This is a genomic window from Magnetospirillum moscoviense (assembly GCF_001650635.1).
In the GTDB taxonomy this organism is placed as follows: Bacteria; Pseudomonadota; Alphaproteobacteria; order Rhodospirillales; family Magnetospirillaceae; genus Magnetospirillum; species Magnetospirillum moscoviense.
In genome coordinates, this window is the sequence record NZ_LWQU01000183.1 from 1 (window position 1) to 12,816 (window position 12,816).

Genomic DNA, 12,816 nt, shown 5'->3' on the forward strand with positions numbered 1-12,816 from the left:
GGGAAACCAACCCTGTCAGACGGGAGCCTTCGACGTCACATCAGGCTCCAATACCGCGCCAGCGGTTTCGTTCAATCGTCTTTTTTGCTCACCCTCAGGCCGCTCCAGCGATCACTCCGTTAGCGTTGAACAGCCCTGCGATGCCATGGACGTCAGCGCCACCGTTCCTTCTTGGTCGCCGGATAGAGGTCGGCGACGTATTTCGCGGGCTTGCCGGCATCCTTCAGCGACCGGTCGACCATGAACTTGACCACGTTGTCGGAAAGGTTCTTTTGGCTCAGCTTCGACACCTTCTCCTTATCGGACGAGGATTGTGGCTCTTTCTCACGCTTTCTGCAGTCCCAGAACTTTTTCCACTCCGGTATGCAACTTCTTCATGGAGACCGGCTTCTCCAGAAAGAGATCGACCCCTGCGGCATAGGCCGTCGCCTCGTTCTTCTCGCCAATCATTCCGGTTACCAGAATGATGATGGTTTTGGGATCTATGCCGTCGATGCCCGACCGGATGAGACGGGTGCACTCCAGTCCATCCATGACTTCCATCTGCCAGTCCATGAAGACGATGTCAGCTCCGGTGGACTGAAGGGCGGCGATGGCCTCGGCGCCATTGGCCGCCATGACGATGTTTGAAACTCCACAGGCTTCCAAGACCATATGGATCAGCTCCCTCATCGGGGCGTTGTCCTCGACAATCACGGCGTGCCTTAGCTGGGTGTTCATGTGCGTTCTCCGTTAGCATTCTGGCCAAGCCGCTCTCGACGGCGGGATCCAATTTCACTCAACCGCTGAACTGTTCCCTCAGCGCGACCACCTTGGGCAGGATAGAGAGGAAAGCCTCCACCAGCTTAGGATCAAAGTGCTTGCCCGTCTCCCCCTTGAACAAGGCCACCGCCTTCTCCAGCGGCCATGCCTCCTTGTAGGGCCGTGGCGAGGTCAGGGCATCGAACACATCGCAGATGCTGGCGATGCGTGCCTCAATGGGAATCTCCTCGCCCTTGAGGCCATGGGGGTAGCCGGTGCCGTCCCATTTCTCATGATGATACAGCGCAACGTTGCGGGCCATGGTCAGCAGCTCAGAACCGTGCTCGCCGATGATATCACCACCGATGATGGGGTGGGCCTCGATGATCTTGCGTTCCTCGGGATCGAGCCGACCAGGCTTGAGCAGGATCAGATCGGAAATGCCGATCTTGCCCACATCGTGCATGGGGGTGGCGTACAGAATCAGTTCCGATGTGGCCGAGTCGAGGCCGGCGGCCAAGGCCAGTTGGTGGCAGGCGCGGCTCATACGCATCACATGCATGCCGGTTTCCTCGTCGCGGTATTCACCGGCGCGGCCAAGGCGCTCGATGATCTGCAATTGGGTCTCGCGCACCTCCTTGGTGCGTTCGCGGACGATCTTCTCCAACTCGTCGGCCCGGACCCGCTGGCGTTTATAGAAGTGGCGCGTCTCCAGCAGGTTGCGGATACGTAGCAACACCTCCCACCGCTTGAACGGCTTGTTGACGAAGTCCCGCGCCCCGGCGGTCAGCGCCTTCATGCGGGTCTCGTCATCGGTCTGGGCGGTCAGCACCAGCACCGGCAACCAGTCGCCGTCCACCAGTTTCGCGGCGAGCCTCTCCATCACCTCGATGCCGCTCATATGGGGCATACGGATATCGAGTAGGATGATGTCGAAATCGTGTGTCCGGCAAAGCTCCTTAACTTGGCGGGGATCACCGGTGGAAACCAGATTGGCATAGCCCTCCCTTGCGAGCGTGGCTTCCAGTAACGCCACATTGGCGGGCTCGTCATCGACAATCAGGATGGAGGAAGCGCGAAGATCGTCATTCGTGACCGGCATGCTTGGCCTCCATCATGCGGCTCAAGGAGCGAAGAAGTGCTGACAACTTGATCGGCTTGGTGAGGTAATCACCAAAGCCGCTGGCCAGCGCCCTTTTTGTGGTCTCGCCGTTGGCGTTGGCGCTGAAGCCCACCACGGGGATGTGGCGGGTTGCCTCTTTCTCCTTGAGACGCGCGACCGCGTCGAAACCGTTCATGCCGGGGAGATTGATATCGAGCAGGATCACATCCGGCTGGTTGCTTTCCGCCAGAACCAGTCCGTCTTCCGCATTGGTGGCGGTGATCAGCCGCATGGGGGCGAGTTGGTGGAAGAGAGCTTCCATCAGGCTGATATTGGCGGCATTGTCCTCGATGTAGAGCACGAGGCGATCCTCGATGCAGTAATGCAGTGCCGAGGTGTCTTCGGTAGCAATGGTGGGGGCTTGTACGCTGTCGGCGCTCAGCGGGAAGTCCAGCCAGAAGCGGCTACCCTCGCCGACCACGCTGGAAAAGCCGATACGGCCGCCCATGGATTCGATCAGGGTCTTGGTGAGGACAAGTCCGATGCCGGTGCCCTCGATCTCGGTGGCCTCGGCGCCCAACCGGCTGAAGGCCTTGAACAACTGATCCTGTTTACGATCCGGAATGCCGTTGCCGGTATCGGCGATGGTCAGCCGATGGAACCCACTCTCGACGTTCTCGCAGGAGACGGTGACCGTGCCCCCCCGGCGATTGTACTTGGCGGCGTTGGACAGCAGGTTGAGGATCAGTTGCTTGGCGCGCAACGGATCGGCCAGCACCAAGGCATTGCAGTCGGTGGTTTCATCCACCGGTGCGACATCATACTTGGCAAAGATGGTGTTGGACAGCGACAGGCACTCGTCAATCACCGACCGCAGTTGGATCGTCGTCACCTCCAGCATCACGCCGCCGGCCTCGATCCGAGCCAGATCAAGCACCTCGTTGATGAGTTCCAGCAGATGAGCGCCGCCGGACAGGATATAGCCGACATAGCCCCGTTGTTTGTCGGTCAGGGAATTGTCGGTTGCCGCCAGCAGAACCTCGGCGAAGCCCAGCACCGCATTCAGCGGTGTCCGCAGTTCGTGGCTCATGCTGGACAGGAATTCCGACTTCGTCCGGTTGGCGGCTTCGGCGGCATGGCGGGCGTTGTCCAGCTCCATCCGCCGGGCCAGTTCGGGGGTGAAGTCGTGGAAGATGTTGAAGGCATACTGGACGTGGCCCTCGGCATCGGTCACCACGCCAATATTGCTGGCGGAGATGAAGGTGGTGCCGTCGGCGCGCCGAATGGGCAGTTGTCCCTGCCACCCGGCGCCGGCGGCAATACCCTTGCGGATGGTGTTGACGAGATGTTTGGCTGAAGGTGGAACCGCGTCGAGCATTCCGTCACCGAGCATATCAGTAGCCGATCGCCCGTACAGTAGCTCCCGCGCGGGATTGGAGTAAATAACCCGCTCATCAGGATCGGCAACGGTTACCGCCTCGGAGGTGCTTTCGATGATCTTCCTGAACAACCCCAGTTCCCGGGATAGAGCTTCCAGCCGTTCGCGGTCGTTGATCACGTCGGTGATGTCGGTGCGGATGGAGATGAAGCGATGCTGAGACGCTTCATCACTGGTAGGGGCAATGGTACTGCGGACCCAGTATTCGCTTCCGTCCTTGGTCCGGTTGCAGATGGTGCCCTGCCAGACGCCACCTTGGAGAATGGTCGACCACATGTCGTCATAGAAGGCCTTATCGTGCCGCCCCGACTGGACCATGCGGTGATTGTGCCCCAGCAATTCCTCGCGGTCATACCCGGTGACCTCGCAGAAGTGGTCATTGGCATAGGTAATGGCACCGTCGCCATCGGCCATGCTGACGATGGCGTGGGCATCCATCACCCTTAGGAAATCGCCCAACTCATTTGTCCGCGCAGCCACCTCTGCCTCGATCTTTTCTTGGTTATGGCGCAAACCATCCAAAAGGGTCTCGAATGCCATGGCCAGTTCCATGGCCTCCCGATAGTCTCCAATGGGTGGGATTGGCGCATTGGCAACCACCGCCTTGGTCAATGTCTCGATGGGGGATGCAATCCGACGGCTAATCAGCAAGGCGGTGAACAGTAAAATGAACGTAACCGGGATGCCTGCCCACAGGATGGAATTCCGAAGTGCGTTTGCCAAACCATAGATGGCGATATCGGGAGCGCGGATCACCACGCTCCATCCCAGACCGCGATAGTCGTGAAGTCCTTTGGTTGGGGCCACCGCATAGACCCGCCCCTCGAAGTCCTCGCCGCCGAGGACACCATCGCTCGACAATGGGACATCGTATTTTATACCACGGAGGTGATCCGGGCCGTGCAGAACGATCCCTTTTTTGTCGAGGATCATTAAATCCTGCAACGCCCCTTGGATGGGTGATGCCTCATAGGGGGCCAGCACACCCTTGGCCCACGACCAGTTGAGGTGAGCCGCCAGCACTCCGATTATCTCTCCGGCCCGGTTGTGGAGGGGAAAACCGAAGTCGACAAAGCGCAACGCCTTTCCATCGGCATCCGGCCCCAGTAGTTTGCTCAGCAGGGCGGCCTCATGGACATCTCCGACATAGGGGCCTTTCAACGCCGGTGCGAACCACGGGCGGGCTACCACCGACTCGCCCACCAGCAGGCCGTGATTGGCGCTACGCACCTTGCCGTCCGGAGCAACCAAGGCAATCCACGAATAGTCGGGATAAGCCCGATGGAGTTGATCGATGATCCTGTCCCAGTCGCTATCCTCTATTGTTTGACCGGACAGGAGTTCGCTGGCGCTTCGCATGTCGCGGAAGCGGTCATACATCTCGTCATCCAAATGATTGCTGGCTGATACGGCAGCGGCACGTACTCTTTCCGTGGCATCGCCATACAGCCGATATTTGATGACCTGAGTAACGACGGTCAGCAAAAGGGCACAACTCAGGGCGGTTGCAATGGCCACCCTCAGACTGACGAGGCGACGCAATGACATCGGAGAGGCCATAGAACGAACCGGTTTGTCGTTTGCCGCCGCCGCCTCTGTCATGGCGCGCCCTCAATCACGGGTGGGGGGGGGGGAGGTACAGGGGCAATGGTCAGACGATTGCGGCCTGCCTCCTTGGAGATGTACAGCATGGCATCCGCCGCCTCGATCACTTGCTTGGGCGTCATCCCCTCCTCGGGGATGATTGAAACGCCGCCGCTACTCAGCGTGACAATGTCGATGGCTTTGGAAAAGGCATGCGGAATGGCCAAGCTACGAACGGCATCAAGGATGGCATTGCCCACCCTCTCCACCCCCTCGGCATCGGTGTCGGGCAGGATGCAGACCAGTTCCTCGCCGCCATAGCGGGCGGTCAGATCGGGCGGGCGCTTGACGATGGCCTGCACCGCTTGGGCTACCGCCCGCAGACAGTCGTCTCCAGCGGAGTGGCCGTAATTGTCGTTGAACAGCTTAAAGCAGTCGATGTCCATCAGCAACAGGCCGATCCGGGTCTTCGACCGGATGGCGCGGGCTAGTTCCGTAGCCAATGACTCGTCGAACCAGCGGCGGTTGGCGATGCCGGTCAGGCCGTCGGTGCGCGACATGGCCAGAACCGTGGCGTGGGCCTCGGCCAACTCCCGTTCCGACTGCACGAACTGCTCCACCAGCTCGGTCAGCAGGGTCTGGTTAATCCGCTGGTCGGCCAGCTGTGCCTGTTGCTCCAGCACCTTGGAAACCAGCGCGCCGACCGAGTGGCCAATGGCAGACTCGATCTTGAAGTCAATTCCGTCCAGCTTGGGCATGACCGTTCCTCAGCCCGAAACCAAGGCCGCATCGGCGATGCCGTCGATGCCGATATCTTCCATGCCCTGTAGCCGTTCGATGGCCGCGTCGATGTCCTCGACCCGATACAGGATGGAACCGTGCTGGGGAGCCACCATGGTCGCGCCGATGGACTTGATCACGGCCATGGCATGGCGGAGATGCCGGTTGCCCGGCATGACCTTGCGATGAAAATAATGCATGCCGCTCCATGGGCAGGGGGTGCCTATGTCCTCGCAGGGTTCGTCAGGACGCTCCGGCCACGCGGCCTCGCAGGCCAAGCATTTGTGGTCGAAATCAGCGAACAGCCGCCAGTCGCTGAAGGCGCCGGAACTGCCGAACAGATCGCTGGTGAACAGGATGCCGCTGGTCTCGTCATAGGTGATGAAGCTTCCTGCCGAATGGGCGTAGGGGGTGCGGAAGAACCGCAGCGTCCGGCCCGAGCGCAGGGTCAGTTTCCGCTCCAGGCCATCGATGCACATGAGTTCAGAACGGACGGAATAGTGCCGGATGAACGGATTATTCTCGGCATGGGAGATAATCCTCAAGTCGGCTGAATCGATGAGACTTTCCAAATTGGGGATCGAGCCACACAGATCGGGGTCGTAATGCTGATAGATCAGGTGGCTGATCTGTTTGGGTGACACCCCGGTCTGCAAGACCTTGCGCATCACGGTGCTGAAATCCGGGCGCGAACCGCCGTCGATCAGAATGGCCTCATCGCCATCGACGATCAGATAGGGGTTGCACTGCAAGCGGCCTTCCAGATCGGCGAACCCAACCCAGAAAATGCCGTCAGCCAACTTGACCGGCCGATCATAGTCGATGTTCTGATCCAGAATGCCCATGGCGTCACCGCCCCCCTTTGACTGTGGCAACCGTAGCGACGCCAGATGGCGTGTCGGCCATGACACTATAAGTTATATCCTAGTCATCTATGGCAGGGGAGAGCGAATCATCACCGCAGATGGAACCTGTCAATAACCGGAGCGACGCAATCACCAAGGGCCGGTGTGGTCAGGTTCAGCAGGTTGGCCCCGGCGCTGCGTCCGTGCCATTTGACCATAATCCCAGGTCAATGTAGGCTGTACGTATGATCAATCTCCGTCATCGCCTTTCCTCCATAATCCGCAACATCGGCTTCGCCCATATCGGGCAGTTGATCATTTCATCTCGACACCTGCCTTACCTAACCCGCCACCGCGCCGAAACCATTGCCTCACGTATAAGGGTGGTTGCTGGCGCCTTTTCGGCTCTGACATTGGCATGGATCGCCCTCGACCGACTGGTGTTGCCTTGGCCAAGCTGGGGCTGGCTGGCCGGGTTGAGGTTGGTTGCTTCGCTCGTGTTCATCTTCCTTGCCGTCGCAGCCCATCGCGGGGTGACGCTGAAGCGGGCCTTATCCTTGCTGACGGTACTGTTGGCGTTGCCATTGTCACTTTTTCTGGCAGCGCAATTCTCGCTGGCTGGGTTGGCACTTGAGGGTGCCGCCGCAATGGATGCGCGCCTCTATGCCGCCCTGCCAATCATCATCATCGCCGGTCTGGGGGTGATGCCCCTGACCGTGGCCGAAGGACTGGCTTACGCACTGCCCGTGATGGTGGCGGCGACGCTCGGCCCGATGCTGGCCAACGGGATTGACTGGGTCGGTCAGCTGTCCACCATGTGGGTGCTGGGCATGATCTTGGGAGTCTATCTTCTGGAGAGCATGATCCAACTTCACTACATGATCATCCTACTCCAGCGCGCCAGCCACGATCCGCTCACCAAGGTCTTCACCCGCCACAGCGGCAACGAGATCATCGACTCGCAGTTCCGACTGTCATGCCAGCAGGACGCTCCTTTCGCCGTGGCCTTCATCGATCTTGACAACTTCAAGAGTGTGAATGATGCCCATGGTCATGAGGCTGGGGACTGGGTGCTCAAGAACGCGGTCACCAACCTTACCCGTCTGCTACGCAACTCGGACGCCATCATCCGCTGGGGCGGCGAGGAGTTCGTGGTAATCTTGGGCAGCGCCTCTCCCGAAGGCCAGCGGATCGCCATCCAGCGCATCGTGAATGAGTGGCTGGGTACCCGTCCAGACGGCCAGCCGGTTACGGCCAGCATCGGCGTCGCCGAACGCATCGCCGACGGCGCCCAAGACTGGCCCGCACTAATCGAACTGGCCGATTCCCGCATGTATCAGGCCAAGACGAGCGGCAAGGCCCGTGGCATGATGGGCGCGGATGAGGTGATCGTTCCTAACCCGGAAAATGCACGCCGGTTGGCGGGTGTAACGTAAGCCGTTGAACGGATTTAGGATTTGGTTGTCGAAGCCTGATCCTGCCGCTCCCGGAGGCCACACCCGCCATTGTTGACCCTACGCTACCGCTGCCCGGCCTGTCACCCGTCTCCGGCAAGGCCGTTGTGGGCCGGCTCGACCGCGGCGAGCTTTCCTCGGATGCCGGGGTGCTGGCGCTGCGCGAGATCGAGAGCCGCCTTGGCGTGGCCGAGCGGTTGGCCGCCTGCCTGGACGATCCGCGGGCGCCGGGGCAAACGGTCCACGGACTGGCCGAGATCATCCGGTTCCGGCTGCTGATGATCGCCGCCGGGTATGAAGACGGCAACGACGCCACCGGATTGCGGCGCGATCCGGTGTTCAAGATGGCGCTGGATCAGGCGCCGTCGGGCCGCAGCTTGTGCTCGCAGTCGACCATCTCGCGGCTGGAGAACCTGCCGGACAATCGGGCGCTGCTGCGCATGGGCCGGACCATGGCCGACCTTTACTGCGCCTCGTTCCGGCAGGTGCCGAAGCGAATCACGCTCGACATCGACGACACCTTCGACGCCGTCGATGGCGGCCAGCAGCTTCGGCTGTTCAACGCCCATCATGACGAATACGGCTTCCAGCCCATCGTGGTGTTCGACTGCGAAGGCCGTTTCGTTACCGCCGTGCTGCGCCCGGCCAAGCGGCCCAACGGCCCAAGGGCGTGGAAATCCGCGCCTTCCTGCGCCGTCTGCTCCGCGCCATCCGCGCTAACTGCCCCAGACATCCATCCTGCTGCGGGCCGATAGCCATTATTGCACCCCGGAGGTGCTGGATTGGTGCCGGGCCGAGGGCGTCGATTACATCCTCGGCGTGGCGCCAACCTCGATCCTGCGCGCCCATATCCTCGCCCTGGAGGCCGCACGAAGGCGCGGTTCGACCAGGCGCCGGACGGCGGCAAGGTGCGCCCCTTCAAGGAATTCCTCGACGGCGCCGCCAGTTGGAGCCGGGTCGAGCGCATCGCCGCCCGCGTCGAGGCCGGGCCAGACGGCACCGACACCCGCTTCATCGTCACCAACCTGACGGGCGGCGATGGCCGCTCCCTGTACCAGGGGATCTACTGCCGGCGCGGCCGGGCCGAGAACCACATCAAATCCTGGAAGACCCATCTGGCCGCCGACCGCACCTCCTGTCATGAGGCCACCGCCAACCAGTTCCGCCTGTTTCTCCATGCCGGGGCCTATTGGCTGCTGTGGAGCCTGGACGGCCACCACGACGGCCACGCCGGCGGGCGGCGGCAAGTCCGGCCTGAACTCGTTCGCGGGTCAAGGCCCGCTCGTATTGGGCAAGTGCGCAGAAGAAGTGGAACAGAAGCTCCCCATGCGGCGTGTTGGTGTCCATCCCCTCCGTCAGAGACCGGAACGCGATGCCGCCATCACGCAATCCGGCGACGATGTCGAGCAGATGAGGCAGCGAACGACCGAGGCGGTCGAGCTTCCAAACAATCAGGGTGTCGCCGGATTTCAGAAAATCGAGGCAACTTTTGAGGCCGGGACGATCATCGCGTGCGCCTGATGCCTTGTCCTCGAACAGGTGGCGGGCGTCAACGCCAGCGGCGATCAGCGCATCGCGCTGCAACCCCGTGTCTGACGGTCGCTGTCGGAGGAAACGCGCATGTAGCCGACCAGCATGAACGGAAATCCCCGAACAGGATGTTTCCGTGCAGTCTATCATTGCGGCATGGTTTGTCGTGCGGAATTAGGGCGTCACAGAACGATTTACCCTCGAGCAGGGAGACCTAACGGAAAACATGTGTTTTCCGTCAGGTAGCCGCGAGCCGCAAGCAAGGGCTCCTTATGACCCAACCCAGTCATTCACGAGGGGCTACCAGCGAGCCGATGATCTGGCATTGGGCGACCACCCGTCCGCAGCAATTCTTCATCTTCCGCAATTCGGCTCGCAAAAGGGTGAGGTCGGCGATTTTGCGTTCCACCTCGTCAAGATGGAGGAGAACCATCTGATCGGCGCCTTCGCACGGGGAATCGGGCCGTTCGGCCAGAGTCAGCAGGGCACGGATGGAATCGATGGAAAATCCCAGATCGCGGCCCCGGCGAATGAAGCGGAGCCGTTGAAGATGGCGGTCCTCATATTGACGAAAGCCGCCCTGGCTCCGTGCCGGGGGCGGCAGCAGCCCGATCTTCTCGTAATAGCGGATGGTTTCGATGTTGACGCCGGTCTGCCTGCTGAGGCCGCCGATATTGAAGGGCTGAAGCGTCATGATTTTCCGTTGACTCTGTAGTGGCTCCAGGGTCCATGCTCCACTTGAATGAGGTGATTGTCCAGCGCGATCACGGGCCGCGTCAAAGGAGTTCGGGTCATGTCGGAAGCCAAATCTTGCTGCACCAGCAAATGTTGCGGCGGGGGCGCGTCATCGGTTCTTCCCCCCGTTCTTCTTCCGGTCCTCCCCGCCGTTCTCCCCACTGCGGCGCTCCAACCGCCTCGGCCGGGTAAGTCCCGGGCCTTCCGCATCACCGGCATGTGCTGCGTCGAGGAGGTGCGGACCCTGAAAGCAGCCGTCGGCCCGCTGGCCGGGGGTGACGAGCGCCTGAGCTTCGATCTGCTCAATGGCAAGATGACCGTCCCGGCGGACATTGACGGCGATGCGGTGATCGCCGCCGTTTTACGCACGGGAATGGGGGCGGAGCCATGGGAATGCACCAGCGTGGCCGAGCGCGACAAGGCCAATTCCTCGCGCCGGTTGCTTCAGGCGGTTCTGGCGGGGCTCAGTGGCGGCGCCGCGCTGCTGGGGCTGATCCTCGACCAAGCGGTCCAAGTGCCGCTCCCCGCCCAGATCGCCGAGGCCGTGGCCGTGGCGGTGGGGTTGTGGATGGTGCTGCCCAAGGCGCTGCATGCCATTCGCTCGCTGCGGCCGGACATGAATTTGTTGATGAGCGTGGCGGTCTTCGGCGCCATGGCACTGGGGGACTGGATGGAGGCGGCCACCGTTTCGGCTCTGTTCGCGCTGTCCCTGGCGCTGGAAAGTTGGAGCGCTGAGCGCGCCCGCCGGGCCATCGCCTCGTTGATGGACCTCACCCCGCCCATGGCGCGGGTAAAGGGAGCCGACGGAGCCGAATCCCTGGCGGCGCCAGAGGATGTAGCCGTGGGGGCCGTCTTCGTTGTGCTGCCGGGTGAACGCATTCCCCTGGACGGCCGCGTCCTGGTGGGCGAAAGCATGGTGGATCAGGCGCCGATCACCGGGGAAAGCGTGCCGGTGCTGAAAGGCGTTGGCACGGAGGTTTTCGCGGGCACGATCAATGCCGACGGCGTCTTGGAGGTGCAAAACCTCAAACCGGCCGGTGAAACCACCCTGGCCAAGGTGGCCCGGCTGGTGGAGGAGGCCCAGGGCAAGCGATCCAAGGTGGAGCGCTGGGTCGATCGCTTCGCCGCGATCTATACCCCCGTCATCCTGGCCGGTGCCGTGGCGGTGGCAGTGCTGCCGCCGCTGGTACTCGGTCTGGACTGGTCCGAGTGGATCTACCGCTCCTTGGTGTTGCTGGTCATTTCATGCCCCTGTGCCCTGGTGATCTCGACGCCGCTGACGGTGGTGGCCGCCATGGCTTCGGCGGCGCGGGCCGGAGTGCTGGTCAAGGGCGGGGAATATCTTGAAACGGCGTCGCGGCTATCCGCCATCGCCTTCGACAAGACGGGAACCGTGACCTCGGGCCGCCCCGGTGTCGAACGGGTGATGGCGTTAGACGGCGGCGACGAGGGCCGTATCTTGCGTCTTGCTGCGGCGCTGGAGGCGCGCAGCACCCACCCCCTTGGCCGTGCCATCCTCGATCACGCCGCAGCCGGGGGCATTGCTCCGCCCCCGGCTGAATCCGTCCAGTCTCTGCCCGGCAAGGGGATTTGCGGAGTCATCGACGGCGAAACGGTGTGGCTGGGTTCCCATCGTTATGCGGTGGAGCGGGGCGCCGAGACGCCTGCCGTGCGCGAGGCGGCCCTGGCCTTGGCGGAAGGGGGGCGGTCGGTGGTGGCGGTGGGGGATGCCACCGGGGTGTGCGGGCTGATCACCCTGTCCGATCCCATTCGTCCGGAAGCCGCGACGGCGCTGGCAGCGCTGCGCCGAGCCGGGGTGGGCAAACTGATCATGCTGACCGGAGATAACGCGGCCACCGGCGAGCGGGTGGCCGCCGCCCTGGGCTTTGATCTCGTCCTGGCTGAACTGCTGCCCGAGGACAAGAGCGAGGCGGTGGATGATCTGGCCCGGGAATTCGGGACCGTCGCCATGGTGGGCGACGGCGTCAACGACGCCCCCGCCATGGCCCGGTCGTCCCTGGGCATCGCCATGGGGGCCGCCGGAACCGATACCGCCATCGAAACCTCTGATCTGGCGCTGATGTCCGACGATCTGACCCGGCTGGCCTGGCTGATCGGCCATTCCCGCCGGATGATGACGGTCATCCGCCAGAATATTGGTTTCGCCATCACCCTGAAGGCGGTGTTCATGGTCCTGGCCGTTTTGGACATCGCGACCCTGTGGGGAGCCATCGCGGCGGATATGGGGGCGGCCCTTCTGGTGGCCTTCAATGGATTGCGCTTGCTGAAGGCGACAGCTACTCCGAGAACCGATGAAAGCATGGGATTGCCCATGCAGACTAAAGCCTTGCAGCAGGAGGTTGCCTAGGGGTAGAGAGCGGATAATTCACGTAAACAATCTGCCGTCATGGCAATACAGCCACCATTCCCAATCTGGCCTGGTGTTGGACGACGCGCGGTGGCAGGGGATGTCGGGTTTGATCATCGGGCGTCCCGACCAAAAGGGTTCGACTGGTCGCGATAATCGTATCCCCCCGGTGACGGCCGCCTGTTCGAGCGGCCCTTGCTCTGAGATTCTGCCAGCCTGATTGGCGTTGGTGGTGGCGG

At 62.0% G+C, this 12,816-nt stretch carries 13 protein-coding genes and 1 pseudogene; 5 read left to right on the forward strand and 9 right to left on the reverse strand.

Annotated elements, in window-relative coordinates; genetic code table 11:
• Nucleotides 1-152: 152 nt before the first annotated feature.
• Genes A6A05_RS21045 through A6A05_RS17450 form a run of 6 tightly spaced genes read right to left on the reverse strand, consistent with a single transcriptional unit; the run spans nucleotide 153 to nucleotide 6,490 of the window.
• Complete coding sequence (locus A6A05_RS21045) at nucleotides 153-290, reverse strand: hypothetical protein (protein ID WP_156521127.1); 138 nt, start codon at nucleotides 288-290, stop codon at nucleotides 153-155.
• 34 nt (nucleotides 291-324) lie between these two features.
• The gene (locus tag A6A05_RS17425) at nucleotides 325-720 is read right to left on the reverse strand and encodes a response regulator (protein ID WP_068504051.1); all 396 of its coding nucleotides are present in this window, start codon (nucleotides 718-720) and stop codon (nucleotides 325-327) included.
• A 58-nt stretch (nucleotides 721-778) separates the two neighbouring features.
• Nucleotides 779-1,843: an HD-GYP domain-containing protein gene (locus A6A05_RS17430; protein ID WP_068504053.1), complete on the reverse strand. Its 1,065-nt coding sequence runs from the start codon at nucleotides 1,841-1,843 to the stop codon at nucleotides 779-781.
• Nucleotides 1,827-4,883: a PAS domain S-box protein gene (locus A6A05_RS17435; RefSeq protein ID WP_082911043.1), complete on the reverse strand. Its 3,057-nt coding sequence runs from the start codon at nucleotides 4,881-4,883 to the stop codon at nucleotides 1,827-1,829. The genes A6A05_RS17430 and A6A05_RS17435 overlap by 17 nt, the downstream gene beginning before the upstream one ends.
• Nucleotides 4,880-5,623 carry a diguanylate cyclase gene (locus tag A6A05_RS17445; protein WP_068504059.1) on the reverse strand — a complete coding sequence of 248 codons (744 nt, stop codon included), beginning with the start codon at nucleotides 5,621-5,623 and terminating at the stop codon, nucleotides 4,880-4,882. Before A6A05_RS17445 ends, A6A05_RS17435 begins: the two co-directional genes overlap by 4 nt.
• Nucleotides 5,624-5,632: 9 nt before the next feature.
• Nucleotides 5,633-6,490, reverse strand: a complete 858-nt coding sequence (locus tag A6A05_RS17450) for an oxygen-binding di-iron domain-containing protein (protein ID WP_068504061.1) — start codon at nucleotides 6,488-6,490, stop codon at nucleotides 5,633-5,635.
• Nucleotides 6,491-6,735: 245 nt separating this feature from the next.
• On the opposite strand from A6A05_RS17450, the gene A6A05_RS17455 reads away from it, so the two are divergent.
• The 4 genes and pseudogenes from A6A05_RS17455 to A6A05_RS22160 all read left to right on the forward strand — a co-directional run.
• Complete coding sequence (locus A6A05_RS17455; protein WP_068504063.1) at nucleotides 6,736-7,926, forward strand: GGDEF domain-containing protein; 1,191 nt, start codon at nucleotides 6,736-6,738, stop codon at nucleotides 7,924-7,926.
• 98 nt (nucleotides 7,927-8,024) lie between these two features.
• Nucleotides 8,025-8,699 carry a transposase gene (locus tag A6A05_RS22150; protein ID WP_281193621.1) on the forward strand — a complete coding sequence of 225 codons (675 nt, stop codon included), beginning with the start codon at nucleotides 8,025-8,027 and terminating at the stop codon, nucleotides 8,697-8,699.
• A 19-nt stretch (nucleotides 8,700-8,718) separates the two neighbouring features.
• Nucleotides 8,719-8,973, forward strand: coding sequence for a hypothetical protein (locus A6A05_RS22155; protein WP_281193619.1), 255 nt, complete (start codon nucleotides 8,719-8,721; stop codon nucleotides 8,971-8,973).
• Nucleotides 8,904-9,095, forward strand: a pseudogene (locus A6A05_RS22160) (transposase); the annotation flags it as partial. The gene A6A05_RS22155 and the pseudogene A6A05_RS22160, both read left to right, overlap by 70 nt.
• On the opposite strand, the gene A6A05_RS20370 reads toward A6A05_RS22160, so the two are convergent.
• Nucleotides 9,040-9,624, reverse strand: coding sequence for a recombinase family protein (locus tag A6A05_RS20370; RefSeq protein ID WP_425411949.1), 585 nt, complete (start codon nucleotides 9,622-9,624; stop codon nucleotides 9,040-9,042). The pseudogene A6A05_RS22160 and the gene A6A05_RS20370 overlap by 56 nt on opposite strands.
• Before the next feature lie 136 nt (nucleotides 9,625-9,760).
• The gene (locus tag A6A05_RS17465) at nucleotides 9,761-10,168 is read right to left on the reverse strand and encodes a MerR family transcriptional regulator (protein WP_068504065.1); all 408 of its coding nucleotides are present in this window, start codon (nucleotides 10,166-10,168) and stop codon (nucleotides 9,761-9,763) included.
• Between the two features lie 258 nt (nucleotides 10,169-10,426).
• Between A6A05_RS17465 and A6A05_RS17470 the strand changes: the two genes are divergently transcribed.
• Entirely contained in the window at nucleotides 10,427-12,577 is a 2,151-nt protein-coding gene (locus A6A05_RS17470) for a heavy metal translocating P-type ATPase (RefSeq protein ID WP_068504067.1), read from the forward strand.
• An 18-nt stretch (nucleotides 12,578-12,595) separates the two neighbouring features.
• Here the strand turns inward: A6A05_RS17470 and A6A05_RS21940 are convergent.
• The coding region (locus tag A6A05_RS21940) for a hypothetical protein (RefSeq protein WP_245644351.1) at nucleotides 12,596-12,816 on the reverse strand (221 nt) is incomplete at its 5' end.

Excerpts from the sequence above, each read along its gene's own strand:
- A6A05_RS20370 (WP_425411949.1), bottom strand. The coding sequence starts at position 9,624 with ATGATAGACTGCACGGAAACATCCTGTTCGGGGATTTCCGTTCATGCT.
- A6A05_RS17435 (WP_082911043.1), bottom strand. The coding sequence starts at position 4,883 with ATGACAGAGGCGGCGGCGGCAAACGACAAACCGGTTCGTTCTATGGCC.
- A6A05_RS17465 (WP_068504065.1), bottom strand. The coding sequence starts at position 10,168 with ATGACGCTTCAGCCCTTCAATATCGGCGGCCTCAGCAGGCAGACCGGC.
- A6A05_RS17430 (WP_068504053.1), bottom strand. The coding sequence starts at position 1,843 with ATGCCGGTCACGAATGACGATCTTCGCGCTTCCTCCATCCTGATTGTC.
- A6A05_RS17445 (WP_068504059.1), bottom strand. The coding sequence starts at position 5,623 with ATGCCCAAGCTGGACGGAATTGACTTCAAGATCGAGTCTGCCATTGGC.
- A6A05_RS17450 (WP_068504061.1), bottom strand. The coding sequence starts at position 6,490 with ATGGGCATTCTGGATCAGAACATCGACTATGATCGGCCGGTCAAGTTG.
- A6A05_RS17425 (WP_068504051.1), bottom strand. The coding sequence starts at position 720 with ATGAACACCCAGCTAAGGCACGCCGTGATTGTCGAGGACAACGCCCCG.
- A6A05_RS17455 (WP_068504063.1), top strand. The coding sequence starts at position 6,736 with ATGATCAATCTCCGTCATCGCCTTTCCTCCATAATCCGCAACATCGGC.
- A6A05_RS17470 (WP_068504067.1), top strand. The coding sequence starts at position 10,427 with ATGTGCTGCGTCGAGGAGGTGCGGACCCTGAAAGCAGCCGTCGGCCCG.